This window comes from Azospirillum sp. NS33 (assembly GCF_059703765.1).
Window position 1 is genome coordinate 154,592 of the sequence record NZ_BAAKJB010000003.1, and the last position, 24,772, is coordinate 179,363.

The following is a 24,772-nucleotide window of genomic DNA, read 5'->3' on the forward strand; positions in this document are numbered from 1 at the left end:
ATGCCCAGCCTCACCCGTGACACCCTGGCGCGCGGCGTCCTCGACGTCGCCCACACCGCCGGCGCGCCGGTGTTCCCGGTCACCATACTGCAGATTGGTGACGGCAACTTCCTGCGCGGCTTCGTCGACTGGATGGTGGACGTGGCGAACGGCCAGGGCCTGATGGAGGCCGGCGTCGCCGTGGCACAGCCCCTCGACCAGGGCATCGCCGGCCTTCTCAACGAACGCGAGGGCCTCTACACCGTGCTGCTGCGCGGCATCGAGGACGGCCGCGCGGTGGAGACGCGGCGGGTGGTCAGCTGCGTCGCCGACGCGTTCAATCCCTACGCCGACTGGGACCGCATGCTGGCCCACGCCACCTCGCCGGGGCTGCGGTTCGTGGTGTCCAACACCACCGAGGCCGGCATCGCCGACGTCGAGGAGCCCTACACGCCGGGCCGCTGCCAGACCGGCTTCCCGGCCAAGGTGGCGGCCCTGCTGCACGCCCGCTTCAAGGCCCTGGGCGGCACGGCGGAGAGCGGGCTGGTGTTCCTTCCGTGCGAGCTGATCGGGGCGAACGGCGCGACGCTGAAGCGCATCGTGCTGGCCCACGCGGCGCGCTGGGGCCTGGAGGCGGGGTTCGCCGCCTGGGTGGAGCGGCACAACCACTTCCTGAACACGCTGGTGGACCGCATCGTCCCGGGCTATCCGGCGGACGAAGCGGCCGACCTGGCGGCCGCGTGGGGCTACAAGGACCCGCTGGCGGTCGCCGGCGAGCCGTTCCATGTCTGGGTGATCGAAGGCCCCGGCCACCTCGCCGAGGAGTTCCCGCTGCACAAGGCCGGTCTCCAGGTGGTGTGGACCGAAGACCTTCAGCCCTATCGCACCCGCAAGGTGCGCATCCTCAATGGCGCGCACACCGCCACGTCCCTCGCCGCGTTCTGCGCCGGGCTCGACACGGTCAAGGCGATGATGGACGACGCCACCGTCTCCGCCTTCCTCGGCAAGGTCATGTTCGAGGAGATCGTCCCCTTCGTGCCGCTGCCCGACGCGGAGCGCCAGCGCTACGCCCGCACCATCATCGAGCGGTTCAGCAACCCGCACATCCGCCACGAGCTGATTTCGATCGCGCTGAACTCCGTCGCCAAGTGGCAGGTGCGCGTGCTGCCCAGCCTGAAGGACCACATGACCAGACACGGCGAAGCCGGTGCGGGACTGGCGTTCTCGCTCGCCGCGCTCCTGCGCTTCTACCGTGGCGAAACGGTGGACGGCGTCTGCACCGGCCGGCGCGACGCCGGGGCCTATCCGATCAAGGACGACCCCGCCGTGATTGCCGCCCTCGGGGCCGCCTGGGCCGCCCATGGCGGTGACCCGGCGGCGCTGGTGGACCGCGTGCTGGCCGACGCCACGCTCTGGGGCGAGGATCTGACGCGCATCCCGGGCCTTGCCCACCGCACGGCCGGCGCTCTGGCCGCCATCCAGTCATCGGGCACCCGGGCGGCGATGGCCGCCCTCGTCGGCGGCTGACGCCGCCTCGACCGCCCGCTCCATCCACGGCGCCCGCATCCCCTCGCCCCGCGGGAGAGGGGATGCGTCATCGACGGACCGGCGGCGGACCCGGTGGACGGCCGGCCCGCCGCCGGCGGATCAGGCGCGTCCGGCGAAGATGCGGCGGACCAGGCGTCGAACGAACTGGACCCGCATTTCACCCGCCTCGTGCTGAATGGTCTTGACCTCGGTCTCCGACGGGAGAGACCACGAAGAGATCGGCTTCACTGTGTGCATGGCTCTGCGTCTCCTGTCAGGGGGGCGGCGGCAACCCGTGAATGCCGGCTCCGTCGCGTCGTGAGTCAGAGTATGGCCGCGCCAATCCCCCAAATCAATGAACAGGATGCGCATGGCTGTGCTGGCCATATTGCATCGCAGCATAGCGCTATTGTCGCGGGAATCGGCTTGGAGCCCAAGCATTCTTTGCACAGGATCCGGGTTTCGCAGCGCTGTTACAGTGAGATCGTAGCGCTATTACGAACGTTGCGGCGCAACAACAGAAACGTAATCTTCAAGATCCTTCGTGTCGGCGTGAAGTCGTGGCCGTGGCCGACGGGTATTCGTACGGGACGGAGGCGGCGATCCCGCCGTCCGGCGCCCCATTGGGCGTTCCGCCCATGTACCGGACGGGGGGGTGGTCGCCAGGACCTTGCGACATTTTCGCCCGCCCGGCGCTGGAGGGCGCCATTTCTTGCGCCCCGCCAAATTGATATACTAGAATAACACTTGAGCGGCGATGGCCGATCCAGCCATCGCGTCCCTTCGCGTCGCGTCCCCGGTGCGTGAGCGCCCTGGCAAGGAGACGAGGTGACCATGGCCTCGGACACCCGAACGATCAGCGCACGGGCGCGCCGTCCGGCCGCGACCAAGTCCACGCGGCGCACGGCCACTCCCATCTACCTGGGGCTGCGGGACGAGATCGTCGCCCTGCGCCGGAAACCGGGCGAGCCGATCGTCGAGAAGCAGATCGCCCGGGCCCACGGCGTCAGCCGGACCCCCGTTCACGAGGCGGTGCTCCGTCTCGCCGACGAAGGGCTGATCGACGTGGTCCCGCAGCTTGGCACCTTCGTGTCCCGGATTCCCCTGGATGCCCTGCCGGAAGCCGGTGTCATCCGCCGGGTGCTGGAGGAGGCGACCGCCCGCATGGCCGCCCGCCATGCCAGCGTGAGCCAGGTCACCGGACTGCGCGCCTGCGTCGAGTTCCAGCGCGAGGTCGCCCCCGACGATCACGAGGGCTTCCATCGGGCGGACGAGGCGTTCCACGAGATGCTCGCCACGATCAGCGAGGTTCCGGGCTTCTGGGCGCTGGCCCAGCAGGTGAAAGTGCAGATCGACCGGTGCCGCCGGCTGACCCTGCCGGTCCCCGGTCACATCGCCAGGGTCATCGACGAGCACGAGGCGATCGTCGATGCCATCGCCGCCCACGACGAGGAGCGTGCCGCCCGATGCCTGTCCGCCCATCTCGACGGGCTGCAGACGGCCATCGAGGACGCCTGCCACGCCGAGCCCAGCTTCTTCGCCCGGTCCCAGGACCGCCCCCCTTCCGATGCCCCGGGACCGAAGCCGTGACAGCGGCCGCCGCGTCCCGCCGTCGCCTTCCGTCGCCGCGCCCGCGAACCCGTGGGCCGGGTCCGTCCGAAACAACGAAACAGCATGGGAATCGTGCATCATGAGACAGATCGCTACGCTGCTGGCCGCCACCGCGCTGTGCGCGGCGACCGCGGCCGGCGCCGCGCAGGCCCAGGAGATGACGCTGCGCGCCGCGGACACGCAGGCCGACGGCTACCCGACGGTCGAGGCCGTCAAGTACATGGGCGAGATCATCAGCCGCGAGACCGGTGGCCGCATCGCCATCACCGTGTTCCCTTCAGGCCAGCTGGGCGATGAGAAGGACACCATCCAGCAGACCCAGTTCGGCGTCATCGACATGAACCGGGTCAACCTGGCGCCCCTGAACGGCCTGGTCGCGGAAACCCGCGTCCCGGCCCTGCCGTTCCTGTTCCGCTCCATCGATCACATGCACGCGGTGATGGACGGACCGATCGGCGACGAGATCCTGAAGGCGTTCGAGAAGCACAACATGATCGGACTCGCCTTCTACGACAACGGCGCCCGCAACTTCTACACCACCGGCACGCCGATCAAGAGCCTGGCGGACATGAAGGGCCAGAAGATCCGGGTGATGCAGTCCGACCTGTTCATCGACACGGTCAGGGCGCTGGGCGGAAGCCCGACGCCGATGCCGCCGGGCGAGGTCTACAGCGCGCTGCAGACCGGTGTCGTCGACGGCGCCGAGAACAACTGGCCGACCTACCAGGGCCAGCATCACTACGAGCAGGCGAAGCACTACTCCCTGTCCGAGCACTCCATGTCGCCGGAGGTGCTGCTCATCTCCAAGAAGACGTGGGGCAAGCTGTCCGCGGAGGATCAGCAGCTTTTCCGGAAGGCGGCCAAGGAGTCGGTGACCAGGATGCGCGAGCTGTGGACCGCCCGCGAAAAGGAGGCCGAGGCGACGGCGACCGCTGCGGGCGTGCAGGTCAACGTCCTCGACAAGGAGGAGTTCATGAAGGCCGTCGAGCCGGTGTACGCCAAGCATGTGACCGACCCCAAGCTCAAGGACATGGTCGAGCGCATCCGTGCGGTGAAGTGAGTGGCACCACCTCCGGCCGGCGCCGCCCGTGTGGGCCGGAGGTGAAACCGGTGGCCGCGCGCCGCGCGCGGGCCGGCGGGCACGCGCGGTCGCAAGCCGGGATCGCACGCCAGACTGTGACACAATGACACTGTCCGTATGGGACGCGATTCGGGCTTGCGCGCAACGTTGATATATTAGTATAACTGTACTCGAGGACGACGCGCGCCACGCCGAAGCGCGCAAGGGCCCGCCGGCTTCCCGGCGAACGAGGGCGGATCAGCGGGACGCGCTCGGGTCGCTCTCCCGGACGTGTCGCGGATCATGGGACGGCCGCTGCGGTGCCACCGCAACCGGCGGTGCGTCAAGCCATGACGATCAACAACGGTAAGAAAAAATAGCGCTATTATTGCGCCTGACGAAGTCGTCGTAGGGGCACATACTGATAAAATCGCCTGCGTTATTGATCTCGATCAAACAGCGTTGCGGGTTATGACGGCACTGTTCTGAAAGACGTAAAGCGACGATCGGATGCCGCTCTTAGTGACGAAAGACAAAGTCGCCCAGTATGGCGGTTGCAACAACTTGATGTGAGGAATCGACCATGAAGTCTATCGTTTCACTGCTGGCGTCCACCGCGATGGTCGTGATCGCCGGCGTCGCCGCCGCCCAGGCCCAGGAGTTGACGCTCCGTTCGGCCGAGATCCACCCCGACGGCTACCCGACGGTCGAGGCGGTCAAATACATGGGCGAGATCGTTGCCCGTGAGACCAAGGGGCGCATCGGCATCCAGGTGTTCCCCTCGGGCCAGCTCGGCGACGAGAAGGACACCATCCAGCAGACCCAGTTCGGCGTCATCGACATGAACCGCATCAGCATCGCGCCGCTGAACAACGTCGTGCCGTCGACCCGGGTCGTCGGCCTGCCGTTCCTGTTTCGCTCGACCGAGCACATGCACACGGTCATGGACGGTCCGATCGGCGACGAGATCCTGAAGGATTTCGAGGCGCATGGCATGATCGGCCTGGCCTTCTACGATTCCGGCGCGCGCAGCTTCTACAACAGCACGCGCGAGATCAAGAGCATCGAAGACATGAAAGGCCTGAAGTTCCGCGTCCAGCAGTCCGACCTGTTCATCGACATGGTCAAGGCGATGGGCGCCAACCCGACGCCGATGCCCTATGGCGAGGTCTACAGCGGCCTGCAGACCGGTGTCGTCGACGGTGCGGAGAACAACTGGCCGAGCTACCAGAGCTCGCACCACTACGAGGTCGCCAAGTACTACACGCTGACCGAGCACGCCATGGTGCCGGAAGCCCTGGTGATGTCGAAGCGCACCTACGACAAGCTCTCCAAGGACGACCAGCAGATCGTTCGCCGGGCCGCCAAGGAGTCGGTCCAGAAGATGCGCGAGCTGTGGCAGGCCAAGGAGAAGGAGGCCGAGGCGATCGTCATGAAGGCCGGCTCGGTGGTGACGAAGCTCGACAAGGCCGACTTCGAGAAGGCGGTCGAGCCCGTGTACGCGAAGTACCTCACCGACGCAACGCTGAAGGATCTGGCGACCCGCATCCGGGCGGTCCAGTAACCAAGCAACGCCGCGCCGGGCCCCGGCCCGGTGCGGCCTCCACCGTGCGGAGATTGTCTATGAAAACCGCGCTCGCCACGCTCACCCGGGTGCTGGACGCCGTCTCCACCGCAGCGGTGTGGATCGGCAGCACCGGGCTGGTCCTGATGACCGCCGCCGTCGGCTGGCAGGTCTGGGGCCGTTTCATCCTCAACGATAGTCCCTCGTGGACGGAACCGGTGTCGCTGCTGCTGATGCTGTGGTTCATCCTGCTGGTCGCCGCGGTGGGGGTTCGCGAGCGTTTCCACCTCGGACTGGATCTGATCCGTGACATCGTGCCCGAGATCGTTCGGGTCTGCATGGACATCTTCAGCTACATCGTCATGGGGTGCTTCGGCGCGGCCATGGCCTATTTCGGCACCGAGCTGGTCATGGGCACCTGGGAAGCCACCATTCCGGTGCTCAACATCCCCGAGAGCTTCAACTACATGCCACTCATGGTGGCGGGCGTGCTGATCGTCCTCTTCTCGGTCGAGCGCACGCTTCATCTGCTGGTCGAACGCCGTTCCCAGGCCGGGTCCGAAGCCCTGGCCCAGGCGCATGCGCAGCACGGCGCGGTCGAGCAGCAGGCCGGCTAAGGAACAACGGCCATGGAACTCACAGTCCTCTTCGGCACCTTCGTCGTGCTGCTGTTCATGGGCGTGCCGATCGCCTTCGTGCTCGGCATCTCCTCCCTGGCGGCCATCATGTACATGGATCTGCCGCCGCTGATCGTCTTCCAGCGCATGGCGTCGGGGATGAACGTCTTCGCGCTGATGGCCATCCCCTTCTTCATCTACGCCGGCGAGCTGATGGTGCGCGGCGCCATCGCCGAGAAGCTGGTGCGCCTCGCGGCCGCCATGGTCGGCCATCGCCGCGGCGGCATGGGGCTGGTCAACATCACCGCCTCCACCTTCTTCGGTGGCGTGTCCGGATCGGCGGTCGCCGAGGCGTCCGCCGTCGGCGGCCTGATCATCCCGCAGATGAAGGCGCGCGGCTACGACGTCGATTACGCCGTCAACATCACCGTCACCGCCGCCATCATCGCGCTGATGATCCCGCCCAGCCACAACATGATCATCTACTCGATCTCGGCGGGCGGCACGATCTCCATCGCCGACCTCTTCACCGCCGGCATCCTGCCGGGCCTGCTGCTCGCCGGCCTGCTGATGGTCGCCGCCTACTACGTGGCCCGCAAGCGCAACTACCCGCGCGAGCCGTTCCCCGGCTGGGACGCGGTGTGGAGCATCTTCATCAACGCCGTGCCCGGCCTGGCGCTGATCGCCATCATCGTCGGCGGCGTGCGGTCCGGCGTCTTCACCGCGACCGAAAGCTCGATGATCGCGGTGGCCTACGCGCTGCTGGTGACGCTGGTCATCTACCGCAGCATGTCCTTGACCGATTTCGTGCTGGCCACCATGAGCGCGGTGCGCACCACCGCGATGGTGCTGTTGGTCATCGGCTCGGCCGCCTCGTTCGGCTGGCTGCTGGCCCTGCTCCAGGTGCCGACGGCGATGGTGCACCTGATGCAGGGCATCAGCGACAACCCCTACGTCATCTTCCTGCTGATCAACGTCGTGCTGATGGTGATGGGCTGCTTCATGGACATGTCGCCGCTGATCATCATCACCACGCCGATCTTCCTGCCGGTCATCACCGCCTTCGGCATGGACCCCGTGCACTTCGGCGTGATCCTGGTGCTGAACCTCGGCATCGGTCTGTGCACCCCGCCGGTCGGTTCGGTGCTGTTCGTCGGCTGCGCCGTGGGCAAGATCCCGATCATGCAGGCGGTGCGGACGATCTGGCCCTTCTACCTCGCCTGCCTCGCCACCCTGGCACTCGTCACCTACGTTCCCGAGATCTCCCTGTTCCTGCCGCGCCTGTTCGCCAACTGATCCCGGCCGGTTGGGAGTGCGAGTTCCGGAACCGGGCGGGTGTGTCATCCCCTGGGGGTGATGCGCCCGCCCGGTCTGTTCGTCGCCCGTCACCCCCAAGAACAAGACGCTGCGCCGAGAGGATCCCTCTCCGAAGGAGTGCGCCATGCCCAACGATCCATCCGACCGGTCTCCCCCCCGCAGCCCGCGGCGCCGGTTCTTCAGCAGTGTCCAGGGGCGCCTGCTCACCGGCGTCGGCGCCGTGGTCGGCTGCACCCTGGTGGCGGTGACGGTGGCCGTCACGGGCTACGCCACGTTCGGCGTGACCCTGCGTTCCATCACCGACCAGTCTGTCCCCTCGGCGCTGAGCGCCATGCGCGTCGCCCAGCACGCGAGCCAGCTCGACACCCTCGCCCCCGCCTTCGGGACGATCGCCACGGCGGAGGAACGGGGCGAGCTGGCCGGCCGCATCGCCGCGGAGCGCGGCCGGTTCGAAGACGAGCTGTCCCGGCTGGACCGCCAGCAGGCGATCGGACGGGATGCCGTGGCCCCGATCCGCGACGCCGCGGCCACGCTGTTGTCCAACATCACCCAACTGGACGAGGCCGCGGGCCGTCGCATCCAGCTCGCCTTGCGGCGCGACGCCCTGCTCGGCGGCGCCACCGGCGGGTTGGGGCGCATCGGCGACCTGCTCGCCCCCTGGAAATCCATGCATGGGTCGGAGACCGAGACGCTGCGGCGGAGCGTCCTGGCCGAGGACGGCGTCGCGCGCGAGCGCCTCGACGCCGCGCTCGCGTTCTTCGGCGTGCAGGAGAAGCTGCTGGCGGTCCGCGGCCTGGACGACGCGGTCGGCACCGTGCGCCGCCTCCTGGCGGATGCGGCCGGCATCGGCGACGATCAGGGGCTGATGCTTCTGGAATCCAAGCTGGGCGGCCGGCTCGCCCTGATGGGGGCCGCGGCGGAGCGGTTGCCGGACAAGCTCCGCGACGCGCTGCGCCCGGCCCTGGCGGACCTGCAGGGCGCCACCCTCGGACCGCAGGGGCTGGTGGCCACGCGCGCGGCCGAGTTGGGCCTGGTCCAGGAGCAGGGCCGTCTCGTTGCCGAGAACCTGGCCGCGTCGCAGCGCCTGATGGGGATGGTCGGCACGCTGGTCGACGCCCAGCAGGACAGCATCGCCCGGTCGACCCGTGACACCGAGCGCGTGCTGGCCAACGGCACGGTGGTCCAGCTGGCGGTCGGGCTGGTCAGCGCCGCGCTGTCGGTGCTGGTGATCCTGATCCTGGTGCGGCGGATGGTCGTGCGGCGCCTGCTCGCCCTGCAGGACGCGATGGTGCGGATGGCCGACGGCGATCTGTCGGTCGCCGTCGCGACCGACGGCCGCGACGAGATCACCGCGATGGCGAGGACGGTGCAGGTGTTCCGCGAGAACGCGCTGGAGAAGCGGCGCCTGGAGGCGGAGCAGGTCGAGCTGGCGCATCAGGCGGCGGCGGAGCGGCACCGGGCGCTCGACGAGATGGCCGCCTCCTTCGAAGGCTCGGTCGGTGCCGTCGTGCGGCGCTTCGTGGCCGACGCCACGGAGATGAAGGCAAGCGCCGCCGCGATGTTCGACAGCGCCGCGGAAACCGACCGCCTGGCGACGGCGGTCTCGACCGTCACCCAGGAGACCTCCGCCAGCGTGGAAACGGTCGCGGCCGCGGCCGAACAGCTCTCCGGCTCGATCGAGGAGATCACCCGCCAGATCACCACGTCCACCGCGGTGGCCGAGGAGGCGATGCAGCTCGCACGCGGGGCCAACGGCCAGATCGAGGGGCTGGCCGGGACCGTGGAGAGCATCGGCCGGGTGGTGGAGCTGATCAACGAGATCGCCTCGCAGACCAACCTGCTGGCGTTGAACGCCACCATCGAGGCGGCGCGGGCCGGCGAGGCCGGCAAGGGCTTCGCCGTCGTCGCCAGCGAGGTCAAGGCGCTGGCAAACCAGACGGCCCGGGCCACCGGAGACATCGCCGCGCAGGCGGCAACGATCCAGAGCGCCACCGGCGACGCCGTTCACAAGATCCAGGCCGTGGTCCAGGTCGTGACCCGGGTGGGCACGATCGGTGCCAGCATCGCCACCGCCGCGGACGAGCAAAGCGCGGCAACGCGGGAGATCGCCCGCAGCGTCCAGCAGGCCTCGGTCGGCACGGCCGAGGTGTCCACCAACATCGGCGGCGTGCGGTCGGCGGCGGACAGCAGCGGTGCGGCGGCGCGCACCCTGCTGGCCAAGGCGAACGCGCTGGCCGACGGGGCCAACGGGTTGAGCCGGGAGGTCTCGGACTTCCTGGCACGGGTGCGGGCGAGCTGACCGGCCGGCCCGGCTTTGATGCGGTCGTCCAACGGGAGTGTTGCTCATGACCCATGCTCCGCCTCCCGCCCAGGCGTCGCGCAAGCGGGCCCGGCGGGCGACCAGGCGTCTGACCATGGCCGACGTGGCGACCGCCGCCGGCGTCTCGGCGAGCACGGTGTCGCTGTTCTTCCGGCGCCCGGAGTCGGTGTCGCCGCATCTCGCCGACCGGGTGCGCCGGGTGATCGACGAGCTGGGCTATGTCCCCAACCTGGTGGCCGGCAGCCTCGCCGCGGCGCAAAGCCGGACGGTCGCGGTGATCCTGCCCTCGATCGTCAACTCCTTCTTCGCCGAGACCTACAACACGTTGCAGAGCCTGTTCCAGAGCGCGCGCTACCAGACGCTGCTGGGCGTCAGCGACTTCAGCCCCGAGGGGGAGGAGGAGCTGATCCGCGCCTTCCTCGCCTGGTCGCCGGCGGCGATCGTGGTCACCGGCCTTCAGCACACCGGGCGCGCCCGGGCGATGCTGCGTTCGTCCGGCGTCCCGGTCGTCGAGATGTGGGACATGCCGACGACCGCGGACGAGGCGGTGGACCTCAGCGTCGGCTTCTCCCATTTCGAGGTGGGGCGGCGCCAGGCCAGCCATCTCTACGATCAGGGCGCGGGCAAGATCGCCTACATCGGCGCCGCGGTGCACCAGGACATCCGCGTGCGCAGCCGCACCGACGGCTACGCCGACGAGGTGCGCCGGCGCGGGCTGCACGAACCGATCGCCTTCACCGCCCCCGACGCGGCCTCCACGCCGGTGGGCATCTGGCTGATCGACGAGATGCTGGACCGCCATCCCGACATCGACGGCGTGGTCTGCTCCAACGACGTGCTGGCCCTCGGCGTGCTGTTCGAGGCCGGCCGCCGGGGACTGCGGGTCCCGGAGAACCTGGCGGTGGTCGGATTCGGCGATCTGACCTTCAGCAGCGCCTGCCAGCCGCCCCTCAGCACGGTCCGGCCGCCGCAGCGGGAGATCGGCCGTCTCGCCGCCTCCCAGATCCTGGCGCGGCTGGGCGGCACCGCGGCGCCACCCGGACACCACAACCTCGAATGCGAGCTGGTGATCCGCAACAGCACGCGCCGCGTTCGTGACACGGGCGACGCCAAGACCTGACAATGTCTGCGTCAAAATGGCCGGCAAAACCAAATGACTGTTCTGCCTGTATTTCGATATCATAGAGATCTGTTAAAACAATTCTTGAGTTGAAAGCGGGGTGGGGCATGAGTGGATTTACGGAACTGAAGAGCGGCGATTTCGCTGCAACGATCGACGGGAAGCCGGTTGGCCTGTTCACCTTGCGAAACGGCAACGGGATGGTGGTGCGGATCACCAATTACGGCGCCAAGATCGAGCAGGTCCTGGTGCCCGACCGCAGCGGCACGCTGGGCGACGTGGTTCAGGGGTATGAGACGATCGACCAGGTGGCGAACGGCCAGCCCTCCATGGGCTCGTTCATCGGGCGTTACTGCGGCCGCATCGGCCAGGGCCGCTTCACGCTGGACGGCGTGGAGCACCGGACGGCGGTGAACGCACCGCCCAACACCCTGCACGGTGGCACGCGCGGGTCCCGCTTCCGGGTCTTCGACGCCCGGCCGCTCGACGCCGCGAGCCTGGAGCTGGCCTACGTCTTCCAGGACGGCGAGGAGGGTTTCCCCGGCACCCTGCCGGTCCGCCTCGTCTACGCCGTGGACGAGGACAACGCGCTGTCCATCTCCTGGACCGCGGTGGCGGCGGACCGGGCGACCGTCGCCAACTTCACCGATCACACCTTCTTCAATCTCTCCGGCGATCTCGGGGCGAGCATCCTCGACCACGTGGCGACCGTCAACGCCGGCCGCTACCTGGCGCTGGACGAGACGGCGGTGCCGACGGGGGCGATGGTGGACGTGGCCGGCACGCCGCTGGACTTCCGCAGCCCGGCGGCGTTTGGTGCGCGCATCGCGACGCCGCACCCGATGCTGGCGCTCGGCAAGGGCTACGACCTCCACTACGCGGTGGACAAGCCGGCCGGCGCCCTGGGCCTGCACGCCCGCATCGTCCATCCCGGCAGCGGCCGCACCCTGGAGGTGCTCTCCACCGAGCCCGGCCTGCAACTCTACACCGGCAACTTCCTGGAGGGGCAGGCGCCGCGCGACCTCGGCAAGGGCGGCACCCTCTACCACAAGCACAGCGCCTTCTGCGCCGAGCCGTCGCGTTTCCCAAATTCGGTCAACGTGCCGTCCTTCCCGTCGACGGTGCTGCGTCCGGGGCAGTGGTACACGGGCCGGATCGTCTACCGCTTCGGCGTGGCCTGAACCGTCCGCTGGTCCCGGAACGACGTCGCCGCCCCGGTGCTCACCGGGGCGGCGCCTCGTTGCGGTCCCGTCACGCCAGGAAGTCCTCGCGGCAGGGCGTGAAGATGTCGAGCAGAACGCCGGGCTCCAAGGCCACGACCCCGTGCTCGACGTTGGACGGCACCATGTAGCCGTCTCCGGTGGCGAGCCGCCGGGTGCGGCCGTCGATGGTCACGTCGAAGGCGCCCTTCTCCACCACCGCGCACTGGACGTGCGGGTGGCGGTGCAGGCGGCCGATGGCGCCGGTCTCGAACGCCACCCGCACCATCATCATGGCGTCGTTGTGGCCGAGGATCTTGCGGCGCACGCCGCCGCCCAGATCCTGCCAGTCGACCGCCTCGTCCAGGAGGAACACGTCGGTTGCCATCACTCTCGTCTCCTCAGCGTGCGAGCCATCCGCCGTCGACCGGCAGGATGGTTCCGTGGATGTAGTCGGACGCCTCGGAGGCGAGGAACACCGCCGGTCCGCCGAGGTCGGCGGGCTCGCTCCACCGCCCGGCCGGGATGCGGCCGAGGATCTCGGCGCTGCGCTGCTCGTCGGCGCGCAGGGCGGCGGTGTTGTTGGTGGCGACGTAGCCCGGGGCGATGGCGTTGACGTTGATGCCCTTGCCCGCCCACTCGCAGGCCAGCAGCTTGGTGATGCCGGCCACGCCGCTCTTGGAGGCGGTGTAGGAGGGGACGCGGATGCCGCCCTGGAAGGACAGCATGGAGGCGATGTTGATGATCTTGCCCTTGCGGCCCTGGCCGATGGCGGTGCGGCCGAAGGCCTGGCAGAGGAAGAACAGGGTCTTGAGGTTGATGTTCATCACCAGGTCCCAGTCGGCTTCCGAGAAGTCGACGGAATCGGCGCGGCGGATCGTCCCGGCGTTGTTCACCAGGATGTCCAGGCCGCCCAGGGTGGCCACCGTCGCCTCGACCAGCCCGGCGACCGGGGCGATGGAGGTGAGGTCGGCCGACAGGGCGTGGAAGCGCCGTCCGGCCGCGGTCACCCGGGCCTTGGTGTCGTCCAGCGAGGCGATGTCGACGGCGGCGATGTCGGCGCCGGCCTCGGCCAGGGCCACGGCGATGGCCTGGCCGATGCCGGTGTTGGCGCCGGTGACCAGAGCCACCTTGCCGGACAGATCGAAGGGGTGGGTCATGTCGGTGTCCTCGTGAGCGGGGCGGGCCGCCGGGTCAGCGCAGGGCGTCCATGGCGACGAAGTCCATGTCGGTGAAGTCCTGGTTGTCGCCGGCCATGGCCCAGATGAAGGTGTAGTTGTGGGTGCCGACGCCGCTGTGGATCGACCAGCTCGGGCTGATCACCGCCTGTTCGTTCGCCACGACGATGTGGCGCGTCTCGGCCGGCTCGCCCATGAGGTGGAAGACCCGGGCGCTCTCCGGCAGGTCGAAGTAGAAGTAGACCTCGCAGCGCCGCTCATGGGTGTGGCACGGCATGGTGTTCCACATGTTGTTCGGCTTCAGCACCGTCATGCCCATGACGAGCTGGGCGGTGCGGCAGACGTCGGGGTGGATCATCTGGAAGATGGTCCGTTCGTTCGACTGCGCCGGGTCGCCGAGGTGGACCTGCTTGGCGCGGTCGGCGGAGATCTGCAGGGTCTCGAAGCGGGCGTGGGCGGGCGCGCTGTTCAGGTAGAACTTGGCCGGGGTGCGGCGGTCGAGGCTCTCGAAGCGCACGTCCGCGCTTCCCATCGTCACATAGAGGCAGTCGCGCGGGGCCAGGTCGAACACCGCGCCGTCGACGGTGACGCGGCCCGGGCCGCCGACGTTGATGACGCCCAGCTCGCGCCGTTCCAGGAAGGTGGTCGTCCCGATCGCCTTCGCCGAATCCAGCGTCAGCGGGCCGGCCACCGGCATCGCGCCGCCGACCACGAAACGATCGACGTGGCTGTAGGTGAGGACGATGTCGTCGGCCTCGAACAGGGTCGGGACCAGGAAGTGCCGGCGCAGCGTCTCGGTGTCGTAGCCGCGGGCATCGTCGGGATGGGCGGCGTGGCGGACGGTGATCTTCATCGGGGTGTCCTCGCGGGGTCGTGGATGCCGGCGAACCGGAGGGAAGAGCGCAGGGCCGGGTGCGAGGCCGGCGGCCCACGTCCGGCCCGGCCCTTCAGCACCGCTGTCGAACGGTCCATTGGTCCGGAGTATACTAATATATCAGCAACGGACGCAAGCTCTTCTTCACCCGCGGGCGGTGCGCGCCGCCGGGCGCCGGCGGTCGGCACGGCGCACCGCCCGCCGACCACACACCCCATGCGGGGGGCGGCCGGGCCGCCCCCCGATCGTATCAATGGTCCTTTACAGTCCGGCGTAGACCGGGAAGCGCCGGCACAGCGCCCGCACCTCCGCGCGCGCCCGCTCCTCCACCGCGGCGTTGCCGTCGGCGTCGCCGGCGGCCAGCCCGTCGAGCACCTCGGTGATCAGGTCGCCGATGCGGGCGAACTCAGCCGTGCCGAAGCCGCGCGCCGTGCCGACCGGGGAGCCCAGGCGCACGCCGGAGGTCACCGTCGGCTTCTGCGGGTCGAAGGGGACGCCGTTCTTGTTGCAGGTCATGCCGGCGCGCTCCAGACTGGCCTCGGCGTCCTTGCCGGTCAGCCCCTTGGGGCGCAGGTCGACCAGCACGATGTGGCTGTCGGTGCCGCCGGACACGATGGCGAAGCCGCCCTCCTTCAGGCGGCCGGCCAGGGTGCGGGCGTTGTCCAGAACGGCCTGGGCGTAGTCCTTGAAGGCCGGTTCCAGCGCCTCGCCGAAGGCCACGGCCTTGGCGGCGATGACGTGCATCAGCGGTCCGCCCTGCAGGCCGGGGAAGACGGCGGAATTGATCTTCTTGCCCAGCTCCGGGTCGTTCGACAGGACGACGCCGCCGCGGGGCCCGCGCAGGGTCTTGTGGGTGGTGGTGGTCACCACATGGGCGTGGGGCAGCGGGCTGGGATAGACGCCGCCGGCGATCAGCCCGGCGTAGTGGGCCATGTCGACCAGCAGCCAGGCGCCCACCGCGTCGGCGATGGCGCGGAAGCGGGCGAAGTCGATGCGCCGCGGATAGGCCGAGCCGCCGGCCACGATCAGCTTCGGCCGGTGCTCGTGCGCCAGCCGCTCCACGGCGTCGTAGTCGATGAGGCCGTCCTCCTCGCGCACGCCGTAGCCGATGGCGTTGAACCACTTGCCCGACTGGTTCGGCGGTGCGCCGTGGGTGAGGTGGCCGCCGGCGGCGAGCGACATGCCGAGGATGGTGTCGCCCGGCTTCAAGAGCGCCATGAACACGGCCTGGTTGGCCTGGGCGCCGGAATGGGGCTGGACGTTGGCGTAGGCGCAGCCGAACAGCTCCCGCACCCGGTCGATGGCGAGTTGCTCCACCTCGTCGACGAACTCGCAGCCGCCGTAGTAGCGCCGGCCGGGATAGCCTTCGGCGTATTTGTTGGTCAGCACCGAGCCCTGGGCCTGCAGCACGGCCGGGGAGACCAGGTTCTCGGACGCGATCAGCTCGATCTGGTCCTGCTGGCGGTGCAGTTCGCGGCCGATGGCGGCGAAGACGGCTTGATCCTGGGCGGCCAGCGGGGCGGCCAGCGGAGAGGCCGCAAGGGAGGCGGCGCCGCCGGCGGTGCCGGGGCGGGGGGCGTCGAGGACGGTCATGGTGGTCTCCGGATGGGGCAGGGCGGGGCTCAGGCCCCGCGGGTCAGCATTCGACGAGGTTGACGGCCAGGCCGCCCAGCGAGGTTTCCTTGTATTTCGACTGCATGTCGGCGCCGGTCTCGCGCATGGTCTTGATGACCTTGTCCAGCGAGACGTGGTGGACGCCGTCGCTGCGCAGGGCGAGGCGCGCGGCGTTGATCGCCTTCACCGCGCCGACGGCGTTGCGCTCGATGCAGGGGATCTGCACCAGGCCGCCGACCGGGTCGCAGGTCAGGCCCAGGTTGTGCTCCATGCCGATCTCCGCGGCGTTCTCCACCTGCTCCGGGGTGGCCCCCAGGGCGGCCGCCAGGCCGGCGGCGGCCATCGAGCAGGCCACCCCCACCTCGCCCTGGCAGCCGACCTCGGCGCCGGAGATCGACGCGTTCTTCTTGTAGAGCGAGCCGATGGCCGTGGCCGTCAGCAGGAAATCGAAGACCCCCTGCTCGCTGGCGCCGTGGCAGAAGCGGTCGTAGTAGTGGAGCACCGCCGGGACGATGCCGGCCGCCCCGTTGGTCGGCGCGGTGACGACCCGGCCGCCGGCGGCGTTCTCCTCGTTGACGGCGATGGCGTACATGCTGATCCAGTCCATCACCGCCAGGGGGTCGCGCAGCATCGCCTCGGCCCGGCCGGTGAGGTCGCGGTGGAGCGCGGCGGCGCGCCGGCGCACCTTGAACGCGCCGGGCAGCACGCCGTCCTGGGTCAGGCCGCGGGCGACGCACGCCTTCATGGCGTGCCAGATGGCGCGCAGGCCGGCCTCCAGCTCCGCCTCGCCGCGCGCCACCCGCTCGTTGGCGCGGACCAGGGCGGCGATGGTCATGCCGCGCTCGCGCGCCAGGCGCAGCAGCTCCTCGCCGCTGGCGAAATCATACGGGACCGACGGGCCGTCCGGCGCCGGCTCGTTGCGGAACAGCTCCTCCTCCGTCACCACGAAGCCGCCCCCGACCGAATAGCAGACCCGGGCGTCGATCAGCCCGCCCTCGCCGTCGAACGCGGAGAAGCGCAGGCCGTTGGGGTGGCCCGGCAGGGTCTCGCCGCGGTGCAGCAGCAGGTCGCGCGCCGCGTCGAAGCCGACGACGTGGCGGTCGCCCAGCCGGATGGCGCCGGTGGCGCGCACCCGCTCGGCCTGCGCCGCCACCCCGTCGGGGTCCACCGTCTCCGGCCACGCCCCCATCAGGCCGAGCAGGACGGCGCGGTCGGTGCCGTGGCCCGGCCCGGTCAGGGCCAGCGAGCCGTAGAGCTCCACCACCACCCGGCGCACCCGGTCGAGGGTGCCGCGTCCCGCCAGCTCGGCCACGAAGCCGGCGGCGGCCTTCATCGGGCCGACGGTGTGGGAGCTCGACGGCCCGATGCCGATCTTGAAGATGTCGAAGACGCTGACGGTCATGGCCGTTGCTTTCCCGGGATGGTCGGCGGTCAGGCGGTGCGGCCGCCGTATTCCGCCATGGCGTCGGCCAGCCACCCCCACACGTACTCGCCGAAGGAGCGGCGGGGCAGGAGGTCGTAGGTCGGCGCCTCGTCGACCTGGCGCAGGATCACCCCGGCCCGTCCCAGCAGCGTCTGGGCGCACTGGCCGGGACGGAAGCCGCGGGGGTGGAGGTCGAGGCTGCAGCCCTTCAACAGGGTTTCCCGCGCCATCGGGCCGGACAGGCGGAACAGGGCGCGGTTGCCGGTGACGTCGGTGACCGCGGCGTGCAGGTCGCCCAGCGCCGCCCGCAGACGCCCGACCAGCGCCGCCTCGGCGCCTGGTGCGGTCAGCACCAGCCACTCGTCGGGACCGAGCCACAGCACCGTGACCTCGCCCACCGCCTGCACGGTGTTGGCGGTCAGCGGCAGCACGCAGTCGAGCACGCCGCCGACGGCGCGGGCGAAGCGCGGGTCGGCCGGATCGCCGCGCAGGTTGATCTGGCCGGGCGGCATGAGCTCGACCAGCGCCAGGGTGCCCGCCGGCAGCGCCGGCGGCGCGTCGTGGGCGGCGGCGATGCGGGCGACGGCGCCCGCGCGGACCAGGGCGCTAGCCATGGAGGCGCACTCCTTCGGTGTCATAGAAGACCGGGCTGGTGACGGTGCAGGCCACCGTCCGGCCACCCAGCGGCGCGTAGACGGTCTGGCCGGCCAGTTCCGGCCCGTTCTTGATCAGGGCCAGCGCGATGGAGCGGCCCAGCGTCTCGCAGCGGTAGCTGGAGGTGACGTGGCCCAGCATGGGGATCGGCGCCGTGCCGCCAGGGACGGCGGTGATCTGCGCCCCTTCCGGCAGCAGCTCGGCCGGGTCCTGCGTGACCAGGCCGACCAGCCGCTTGCGGTCGCCGCGCGCCGTGTCGCTGCGCCGGAACGAGCGCTTGCCGACGAAGTCGGGCTTCTGCTTCGACACGATCCAGTCCATGCCGAGATCCTGCGGGGTGACGGTGCCGTCGGTCTCCTGGCCGACGATGATGTAGCCCTTCTCGGCGCGCAGCACGTGCATGGTCTCGGTGCCGTAGGCGGTGATGCCGTGCGCCTCGCCCGCCGCCATCAGCGCCCGCCACAGGGCCAGGCCGTGCTGCGCCGGCACGTTGATCTCGTAGGACAGCTCGCCGGTGAAGCTGATGCGGAACACCCGCGCCGGGATGCCGGCGGCGGTGCCCTCCTTCATGGCCATGAAGGGGAACGCCTTGGGGTCGAGGTCGAGGTCGGGCATCAGGGCGCGGACCACGTCGCGCGCCTTCGGCCCGGCGATCGAGGCGGTGGCCCAGTGCTCGGTGACCGAGGTCAGGTAGACCTTGAGGTGCGGCCACTCGGTCTGCAGGTACTCCTCCAGCCAGTCCAGCACCTTGGCGGCGTTGCCGGTGGTGGTGGTCATCAGGAAGTGGTTGGGGCCGAGGCGCGTGGTCACGCCGTCGTCCATCACCATCCCGTCCTCCTTGCACATCACTCCATAACGGCAGCGCCCGGGCTCGAGCTTCAGCCAGGCGTTGGTGTACATGCGGTTCAGGAACTCCGCCGCGTCCGGACCCTGGATGTCGATCTTACCCAGGGTCGAGGCGTCGAGCACGCCGACCGCGGAGCGCACGGCGCGGCATTCCCGGGCCACCGCCGCGTCCATGGTCTCCGACCCGCGCGGGAAGTAGCGCGGGCGCTTCCATTGGCCGACATCCTCGAACACCGCGCCGGCCTCGAGGTGCCAGGGGTGCATGGGCGTCAGGCGGGCGGGATCGGCCAGCGCGCCGATGTCGCGCCCGGCGAGCGTGCCGTAGGTCACCGGCGTGTAGGGCGGGCGGAAGGTGGTGGTGCCGACCTGGGGGATCGGGCTGGCCAGCGAGGCGGCCAGGATGGCCAGCGCGTTGACGTTGGAGGTCTTGCCCTGGTCGGTGCCCATGCCGGTGGTGGTGTAGCGCTTCAGGTGCTCCACCGACTGGTAGCCTTCGCGCGACGCCAGCAGCACGTCGGCCGCCGTCACGTCGTTCTGGTGGTCGACGAAGTGCTTGGCCTTGCCGTGGCCCAGCGGCTTGGTCGAGGGGACGACCCACACCGGGCGCAAGGGCGCCTCCGCGGCGGCGGTCGCCGCCGGCACGGCCGCCGGCGACCCGTCGCCGAAGCCGGCCAGCAGCGCCGCCTCGGCCCCGGCCGCGGCCCCCTCGGCCAGGCAGCCGGGCAGGTCGAAGGTGCCCTTGCAGGCCCCGGCCGAGCGCTCCGCCTGGACCGGCGTGCCGGGCACGAAGCAGGCGCGGGCCGCGTCCCAGACCACCTTGGCCGTCGACTGGGAGTGGAGGTGGACCGACGGGTTCCAGCCGCCCGACATGGCGACGAGGTCGCAGGCGATGGCGGTGGCGGGTCCCGTCACGGCGCCGCCGTCCGCGGACAGCGCCATCACCTCGACCCCGGACACCCGCTTGGTGCCGCGGGTGGCGACCACCGCGCTGCCGGTGATGATCCGCAGGCCGCGGCGGCGGGCCTCGGCCGGCAGGGCGCCGTCGGCCTGCTCGCGCAGGTCGACAATGGCGGCCACGGCGATGCCGGCGCCGGCCATGTCCAGCGCGGCGGCGTAGGCGCTGTCGTTGTTGGTCAGCACCACCGCGGTGCGGCCGGGCAGGGCGGCGTAGCGGTTGACGTAGGTGCGCACGGCGCCGGCCAGCATGACGCCGGGCCGGTCGTTGTCGGCGAACACCAGCGGGCGCTCGTGGGCGCCGGTCGCCAGCACCACCCGCTTGGCCCGTACCTTCCACAGGCGCTGGCGCGAGACGCCGGCCGCACGGGCCGCGGCGCGCGGCAGGTGGTCGGTCCGCCGCTCGGCCATGATCAGGTAGTTGTGGTCGTAGTAGCCGCTGACCGTGGTGCGTGGCAGCAGCCGCACCTCCGGGTGGGCGGCCAGCTCGGCCACCGCCGCCGCGACCCACGCGGCGGCGGGCTTGCCGTCCAGGGTCTCGCCCTGGCCCAGCAGGGAGCCGCCGAACTCGTTCTGCTCGTCGGCCAGGATCACCCGCGCCCCGCTGCGGGCCGCCGACAGGGCGGCGGCCAGCCCGGCCGGACCGGCCCCCACCACCAGCACGTCGCAATGGGCGTGCATCTTGTCGTAGGTGTCGGGATCGACCTCCCGCGGTGCCTTGCCGAGGCCGGCGGCGCGGCGGATCAGCGGCTCGTAGACCCGCATCCACAGGCTGCGCGGGTGCATGAAGGTCTTGTAGTAGAAGCCGGCGACGAAGACCTTGCCGAGCAGGTCGTTGATCGCGCCGACGTCGGTCTCGACGCTGGGCCAGCAGTTCTGGCTCGCGGCGACGAGGCCGTCGCAGAGCTCGACCTGGGTGGCACGGATGTTGGGCTCGGTGGTGGCACCGGTGCCGAGCTGCACCAGCGCCGACGGCTCCTCCGAGCCGGCCGACAGGATGCCGCGCGGCCGGTGGTACTTGAAGCCGCGGCCGACCAGGGCGACCCCGTTGGCCAGCAGGGCCGAGGCCAGCGTGTCGCCGGCGTACCCCTGATAGCGCGTGCCGTTGAAGGTGAAGCCGATCGGGCGGGAGCGGTCGATGCGCCCGCCCGTGGCGGTGCGGTGGCTGGACGCGGCCATCACCGTCCCCCCTGCTCGGCGGCCAGCGCCAGCGCCGGTTCGGGCGCCGGCTCGGGCGCGGTGGCCGGCGCGGCGGTCGTGCCGTCGCCGGTGTAGACCCGCAGGATGGCGTGGGTCACGGTGTGGCGCTCCACGTTGAACCAGCGGCGGCAGCCGTGGCTGTGCACCCAGCGCTCGCGGTGGGTGCCCTTGGGGTTGCGCCGCATGAACAGGAAGTCGGCCCACTGCGCGTCGCTCAGCGCCGCAGGGTCGGCCGGTCGGACCCGGTGCGCCTCGCCACCGCAGCAGAACTCGGTTTCGTCGCGGGGGCCGCACCAGGGGCAGGGGATCAGCAGCATGGCGGTGTCCTCGGGCGTCTTGCGGTCAGTGAGCCACGGCCGCCGCGCCGTGCTCGTCGATCAGGTGGCCCGACGTGAAGCGGTCGAGCGAGAACGGCGCGTTGAGGGCGTGCGGCTGGTCGCGGGCGATGGTGTGGGCGAACACCCAGCCCGAGCCCGGGGTGGCCTTGAAGCCGCCGGTGCCCCAGCCGCAGTTGATGTAGAGCCCGTCGACCGGCGTCCTGGAGACGATCGGGCTGGCGTCGGGGCAGGTGTCGACAATGCCGGCCCACTGGCGCAGCATGCGCAGCCGGCTGAAGATCGGGAACAGCTCCAAGAGCGCACCCATCTGGTGCTCGATGACGTGGAAGCTGCCGCGCTGGCCGTAGGAGTTGTAGCCGTCGACGCCCGCGCCCATGACCAGCTCGCCCTTGTCGGACTGGCTGACGTAGACGTGGACGGCGTTGGACATGACCACGCAGTCGATGACCGGCTTGACCGGCTCCGACACCAGGGCCTGCAGCGGGTGGCTTTCCAGGGGCAGGCGCAGGTCGGCCATGGCGGCGACGACGCTGGAGTGACCGGCGGCGACGATGCCCACCTTGCCGGCGCGGATGAAGCCCCTGGTGGTCTCGACCCCGGTGACCCGGCCGCCGTCGCGGCGGATGCCGGTGACCTCGCAGTTCTGGATGATGTCGACGCCGCGCTGGCTGGCCGCCCGCGCGAGGCCCCAGGCGACGGCGTCGTGGCGGGCGGTGCCGCCGCGCCGCTGCAGGGTGCCGCCCATGATCGGGTAGCGCACGTCGGGCGACGTGTTGATGATCGGGCAGTAGGCCTTGATCTCCTCGGCCGACAGCCACTCGCTGTCGATTCCATTCAAGCGCAGCGCATTGACCCGGCGCATGCCCTCGCGCACGTCGTGGAGATTGTGGGCGAGGTTCAGCACGCCGCGCTGGCTGAACATGATGTTGTAGTTGATGTCCTGGCTCAGCCCCTCGTAGAGCTGGACCGACTTCTCGTAGAGCGCGGCGCTCTCGTCCCACAGGTAGTTGGAGCGCACGATCGTGGTGTTGCGGCCGGTGTTGCCGCCGCCCAGCCAGCCGCGCTCGATCACCGCGACGTTGGTGATGCCGTGCTCCTTGGCCAGGTAATAGGCGGTCGCCAGGCCGTGGCCGCCGCCACCGATGATCACCACGTCGTAGGCGGCTTTGGGTGTGGCGTCGCGCCACGCCCGGTCCCATCCCTGGTGATGGGTCAGCGCGTTTTTCAGCAAGGAGGTGAGGGAGTAGGTCGCCATGGCCGGCCTCGCGGGTTGAGCGGAGCCACACTAGCCAGGAGTCGCGGCGGCCCGCCTAGAACGAAGCGGCCAATCCACTTGTACGGAAGCGACGCCGCCCGACTTTGCGGCCGTCCGCCGGGCGGGTCCGGCGCCAAGGATCCGGCCCTTGGCGCGATTGGAGAGGATGGTGTCGCGAACACGTAGGAAAGGGTCGCGCTAAGATTATTAGCTTTTGACTCAGTTTTTGCGGTGCGGCACCGGAGGCGACGATGCAGGCTTCATCCACCACGTCCTCGGCCATTCTCGCCGGCGAGGGTCTTCACAGGGTCTTCGGCGGGCGGACCGCGGCGGCGCTCGCCATGGTGCGGGAGGGTGTGCCGTCGGACGAGGTGACGCGGGCCACCGGCGCCACCGTCGCCGTGCGCGACGTCTCGGTCGACCTGCGCGAGGGCGAGACGCTGGTCGTCATGGGCCTCGTCCGGTCCGGGAAATCGACCCTGCTCCGCCTCCTCAACCGGCTGGTGGAGCCGACGGCCGGCACGGTCCGCTTCCGCGGCGCCGACCTCGGTTCGTGCACCGCGAAGGAGCTCGCCGCGATCCGCCGCAGCGCGTTCGGGATGGTGTTCTCCTCGGTCGCCCTGTTCCCCAACCGCACCGTCCTGGAGAATGTCGCCTTCGCCCCCGAGGTCGCCGGGGCCTCGAAGGCGCAGCGCCGGTCCGGTGCGCGCGCGCTTCTGGAGGAGTCGGGGCTCGGCGACCTCGGGCGGCTCCATCCCGCCGCCCTGACGGCGGAACAGAGGCTGCGGGTGGGGTTGGCGCGGGCGCTGATGAACGACCCCGAGGTGCTGCTGATGGACGATCCCTTCGCCGGGCTCGATCCGGTGACCCGCATGGCGGTGCAGGGCGAGATCGCGGGCCTGCAGCGCGGGCGGCGGCGCAGCGTCATGTTCGTCACCGACGACCCGGAGGAGGCCGTGCGCGTCGGCGACCGCATCATGGTGATGCGCGAGGGGCGCGTGGTCCAGCCGGCCGTCGCCGCCGAGGACCTCCTCGAGAACCCGGCGGACGATTATGTGCGCACCCTGTTCCGCGCCGTCGCCGCCCAGCACGGGCAGCGGCGCCAGACCCAGCGAATCGAGGGGCTGATCGGGCAGTTCGAGCAGGTGGTGACCGAGGCGCTGGGCGCGGTGGACAGCTCGGCCGGGGAACTGGACGCCACCGCCCGCCGTCTGACCGACATCATCGCCCGCACCCACGAGCAGTCGACCGCCACGACGACCGCCGCGGAGGCCATCGCCGCGAACGTGCAGGCGGTGGCGGCGGTCACCGACGACGCCTTCGCCTCCTTCGCCGAGATCCAGCAGCAGATCGACGAATCCTCGCGCGTCGCCGACGCCGCGGTGCAGCAGGCCAACCGGATCAACGAGTCCGTGCACGGCCTGCAGGAATCGGCGGACAGCATCGGCAACGTGGTGCGCATCATCTCGGAGATCGCCGGGCAGACCAACCTGCTGGCCCTCAACGCGACCATCGAGGCGGCCCGCGCCGGCGAGGCCGGCAAGGGCTTCGCGGTGGTCGCCTCGGAGGTCAAGGTGCTGGCGACCCAGACCGCCAAGGCCACCGAGGACATCACCGCCCGCATCGGCGCCATGCAGCAGGCCACCGCGGCCGCCGTGGACGCGATCCAGCGGATCGGCGCCACCATCGCCGAGGTCAGCCGCACCGCCGGCACCATCGCCGCCGCGATGTCCAGCCAGGCCGGAGTCTCGTCGCGCATCCACGCCAGCATCGACCAGGCGGTGACCGGGACCGGCGTGGTCAGCCGCACCGCCCTGCGCATGACCGACGGGGCGCGGGCCACCGAGGGCGCCACCGACCAGGTGCTGACCGCCGGCCAGGGCCTGGCCCGGCAGACCACCCGGCTGCGCGGCAGCGTCGAGCGGTTCCTGGCCGGCATCCGCGCCGGCTGACCGCCCGGCTCACCGCCCGCCGCCGGGCGGCGCGGCCGTATGCCCCTTGTCGGGGTTTCGTATGTCGCTGTCGCAGTGGGCGATGTCCGGTCCCCGGCGGTGCGGCACGCTCGTCCGCAAGCATGGCGAACGGGCGAACCGGCCGTGCGATGGTCCCACCCTCCCACACT

General features: G+C 70.5%; 19 protein-coding genes. 10 read left to right on the forward strand and 9 right to left on the reverse strand.

Translation table 11 applies throughout. The features are described from left to right. The 9 genes from AC6H2I_RS04655 (at nt 1) to AC6H2I_RS04695 (ending at nt 12,296) form a co-directional block, all read left to right on the forward strand. Nucleotides 1–1,506, forward strand: a complete 1,506-nt coding sequence (locus AC6H2I_RS04655; protein WP_497499406.1) for a tagaturonate reductase — start codon at nt 1–3, stop codon at nt 1,504–1,506. Nucleotides 1,507–2,340: 834 nt separating this feature from the next. Continuing rightward, nucleotides 2,341–3,096: a GntR family transcriptional regulator gene (locus tag AC6H2I_RS04660; protein WP_497499503.1), complete on the forward strand. Its 756-nt coding sequence runs from the start codon at nt 2,341–2,343 to the stop codon at nt 3,094–3,096. A gap of 100 nt (nt 3,097–3,196) precedes the next feature. Beyond that, nucleotides 3,197–4,177, forward strand: a complete 981-nt coding sequence (locus AC6H2I_RS04665; RefSeq protein WP_497499407.1) for a TRAP transporter substrate-binding protein — start codon at nt 3,197–3,199, stop codon at nt 4,175–4,177. 583 nt (nt 4,178–4,760) lie between these two features. After that, entirely contained in the window at nt 4,761–5,741 is a 981-nt protein-coding gene (locus AC6H2I_RS04670) for a TRAP transporter substrate-binding protein (protein ID WP_497499408.1), read from the forward strand. 59 nt (nt 5,742–5,800) lie between these two features. After that, nucleotides 5,801–6,358 carry a TRAP transporter small permease gene (locus AC6H2I_RS04675; RefSeq protein ID WP_497499409.1) on the forward strand — a complete coding sequence of 186 codons (558 nt, stop codon included), beginning with the start codon at nt 5,801–5,803 and terminating at the stop codon, nt 6,356–6,358. 12 nt (nt 6,359–6,370) lie between these two features. After that, nucleotides 6,371–7,654, forward strand: coding sequence for a TRAP transporter large permease (locus AC6H2I_RS04680; protein ID WP_497499410.1), 1,284 nt, complete (start codon nt 6,371–6,373; stop codon nt 7,652–7,654). A gap of 145 nt (nt 7,655–7,799) precedes the next feature. Then, on the forward strand, nt 7,800–9,974 hold the full coding sequence (locus AC6H2I_RS04685) for a methyl-accepting chemotaxis protein (RefSeq protein ID WP_497499411.1): 2,175 nt from the start codon (nt 7,800–7,802) through the stop codon (nt 9,972–9,974). A gap of 46 nt (nt 9,975–10,020) precedes the next feature. Further along, nucleotides 10,021–11,115 (forward strand): LacI family DNA-binding transcriptional regulator, encoded by a 1,095-nt coding sequence (locus AC6H2I_RS04690; protein WP_497499412.1) that lies wholly within the window; start codon nt 10,021–10,023, stop codon nt 11,113–11,115. A gap of 107 nt (nt 11,116–11,222) precedes the next feature. Then, nucleotides 11,223–12,296, forward strand: coding sequence for an aldose epimerase family protein (locus AC6H2I_RS04695; protein ID WP_497499413.1), 1,074 nt, complete (start codon nt 11,223–11,225; stop codon nt 12,294–12,296). A gap of 70 nt (nt 12,297–12,366) precedes the next feature. On the opposite strand, the gene AC6H2I_RS04700 is transcribed toward AC6H2I_RS04695, so the two are convergent. From AC6H2I_RS04700 to AC6H2I_RS04740, 9 genes are all read right to left on the reverse strand, one after another. Continuing rightward, the gene (locus tag AC6H2I_RS04700) at nt 12,367–12,702 is read right to left on the reverse strand and encodes a cupin domain-containing protein (RefSeq protein ID WP_497499414.1); all 336 of its coding nucleotides are present in this window, start codon (nt 12,700–12,702) and stop codon (nt 12,367–12,369) included. 13 nt (nt 12,703–12,715) lie between these two features. Next, the gene (kduD, locus tag AC6H2I_RS04705; RefSeq protein WP_497499415.1) at nt 12,716–13,474 is read right to left on the reverse strand and encodes a 2-dehydro-3-deoxy-D-gluconate 5-dehydrogenase KduD; all 759 of its coding nucleotides are present in this window, start codon (nt 13,472–13,474) and stop codon (nt 12,716–12,718) included. A gap of 34 nt (nt 13,475–13,508) precedes the next feature. Beyond that, nucleotides 13,509–14,345 carry a 5-dehydro-4-deoxy-D-glucuronate isomerase gene (gene kduI / locus AC6H2I_RS04710; protein ID WP_497499416.1) on the reverse strand — a complete coding sequence of 279 codons (837 nt, stop codon included), beginning with the start codon at nt 14,343–14,345 and terminating at the stop codon, nt 13,509–13,511. A 282-nt stretch (nt 14,346–14,627) separates the two neighbouring features. Further along, nucleotides 14,628–15,959, reverse strand: coding sequence for a serine hydroxymethyltransferase (gene glyA / locus AC6H2I_RS04715; RefSeq protein WP_497499417.1), 1,332 nt, complete (start codon nt 15,957–15,959; stop codon nt 14,628–14,630). 43 nt (nt 15,960–16,002) lie between these two features. Further along, nucleotides 16,003–17,382, reverse strand: a complete 1,380-nt coding sequence (locus tag AC6H2I_RS04720; protein WP_497499418.1) for an L-serine ammonia-lyase — start codon at nt 17,380–17,382, stop codon at nt 16,003–16,005. 29 nt (nt 17,383–17,411) lie between these two features. Next, on the reverse strand, nt 17,412–18,017 hold the full coding sequence (locus AC6H2I_RS04725; RefSeq protein ID WP_497499419.1) for a sarcosine oxidase subunit gamma: 606 nt from the start codon (nt 18,015–18,017) through the stop codon (nt 17,412–17,414). Next, the gene (locus AC6H2I_RS04730; RefSeq protein WP_497499420.1) at nt 18,010–21,036 is read right to left on the reverse strand and encodes a sarcosine oxidase subunit alpha family protein; all 3,027 of its coding nucleotides are present in this window, start codon (nt 21,034–21,036) and stop codon (nt 18,010–18,012) included. The genes AC6H2I_RS04725 and AC6H2I_RS04730 overlap by 8 nt, the downstream gene beginning before the upstream one ends. Next, a complete protein-coding gene (locus tag AC6H2I_RS04735; protein ID WP_497499421.1) occupies nt 21,036–21,374 on the reverse strand; it encodes a sarcosine oxidase subunit delta in 339 nt (112 codons plus the stop codon). Before AC6H2I_RS04735 ends, AC6H2I_RS04730 begins: the two co-directional genes overlap by 1 nt. Nucleotides 21,375–21,399: 25 nt before the next feature. Beyond that, on the reverse strand, nt 21,400–22,650 hold the full coding sequence (locus AC6H2I_RS04740) for a sarcosine oxidase subunit beta family protein (protein WP_497499422.1): 1,251 nt from the start codon (nt 22,648–22,650) through the stop codon (nt 21,400–21,402). Nucleotides 22,651–22,901: 251 nt separating this feature from the next. On the opposite strand from AC6H2I_RS04740, the gene AC6H2I_RS04745 reads away from it, so the two are divergent. Continuing rightward, nucleotides 22,902–24,602, forward strand: coding sequence for a methyl-accepting chemotaxis protein (locus tag AC6H2I_RS04745; protein ID WP_497499423.1), 1,701 nt, complete (start codon nt 22,902–22,904; stop codon nt 24,600–24,602). The last annotated feature ends 170 nt before the right edge of the window (nt 24,603–24,772 follow it).

Coding starts and splice junctions, on each gene's coding strand:
- AC6H2I_RS04655 (WP_497499406.1), top strand. CDS start 1: ATGCCCAGCCTCACCCGTGACACCCTGGCGCGCGGCGTCCTCGACGTC.
- AC6H2I_RS04660 (WP_497499503.1), top strand. CDS start 2,341: ATGGCCTCGGACACCCGAACGATCAGCGCACGGGCGCGCCGTCCGGCC.
- AC6H2I_RS04665 (WP_497499407.1), top strand. CDS start 3,197: ATGAGACAGATCGCTACGCTGCTGGCCGCCACCGCGCTGTGCGCGGCG.
- AC6H2I_RS04670 (WP_497499408.1), top strand. CDS start 4,761: ATGAAGTCTATCGTTTCACTGCTGGCGTCCACCGCGATGGTCGTGATC.
- AC6H2I_RS04675 (WP_497499409.1), top strand. CDS start 5,801: ATGAAAACCGCGCTCGCCACGCTCACCCGGGTGCTGGACGCCGTCTCC.
- AC6H2I_RS04680 (WP_497499410.1), top strand. CDS start 6,371: ATGGAACTCACAGTCCTCTTCGGCACCTTCGTCGTGCTGCTGTTCATG.
- AC6H2I_RS04685 (WP_497499411.1), top strand. CDS start 7,800: ATGCCCAACGATCCATCCGACCGGTCTCCCCCCCGCAGCCCGCGGCGC.
- AC6H2I_RS04690 (WP_497499412.1), top strand. CDS start 10,021: ATGACCCATGCTCCGCCTCCCGCCCAGGCGTCGCGCAAGCGGGCCCGG.
- AC6H2I_RS04695 (WP_497499413.1), top strand. CDS start 11,223: ATGAGTGGATTTACGGAACTGAAGAGCGGCGATTTCGCTGCAACGATC.
- AC6H2I_RS04700 (WP_497499414.1), bottom strand. CDS start 12,702: ATGGCAACCGACGTGTTCCTCCTGGACGAGGCGGTCGACTGGCAGGAT.
- kduD (WP_497499415.1), bottom strand. CDS start 13,474: ATGACCCACCCCTTCGATCTGTCCGGCAAGGTGGCTCTGGTCACCGGC.
- kduI (WP_497499416.1), bottom strand. CDS start 14,345: ATGAAGATCACCGTCCGCCACGCCGCCCATCCCGACGATGCCCGCGGC.
- glyA (WP_497499417.1), bottom strand. CDS start 15,959: ATGACCGTCCTCGACGCCCCCCGCCCCGGCACCGCCGGCGGCGCCGCC.
- AC6H2I_RS04720 (WP_497499418.1), bottom strand. CDS start 17,382: ATGACCGTCAGCGTCTTCGACATCTTCAAGATCGGCATCGGGCCGTCG.
- AC6H2I_RS04725 (WP_497499419.1), bottom strand. CDS start 18,017: ATGGCTAGCGCCCTGGTCCGCGCGGGCGCCGTCGCCCGCATCGCCGCC.
- AC6H2I_RS04730 (WP_497499420.1), bottom strand. CDS start 21,036: ATGGCCGCGTCCAGCCACCGCACCGCCACGGGCGGGCGCATCGACCGC.
- AC6H2I_RS04735 (WP_497499421.1), bottom strand. CDS start 21,374: ATGCTGCTGATCCCCTGCCCCTGGTGCGGCCCCCGCGACGAAACCGAG.
- AC6H2I_RS04740 (WP_497499422.1), bottom strand. CDS start 22,650: ATGGCGACCTACTCCCTCACCTCCTTGCTGAAAAACGCGCTGACCCAT.
- AC6H2I_RS04745 (WP_497499423.1), top strand. CDS start 22,902: ATGCAGGCTTCATCCACCACGTCCTCGGCCATTCTCGCCGGCGAGGGT.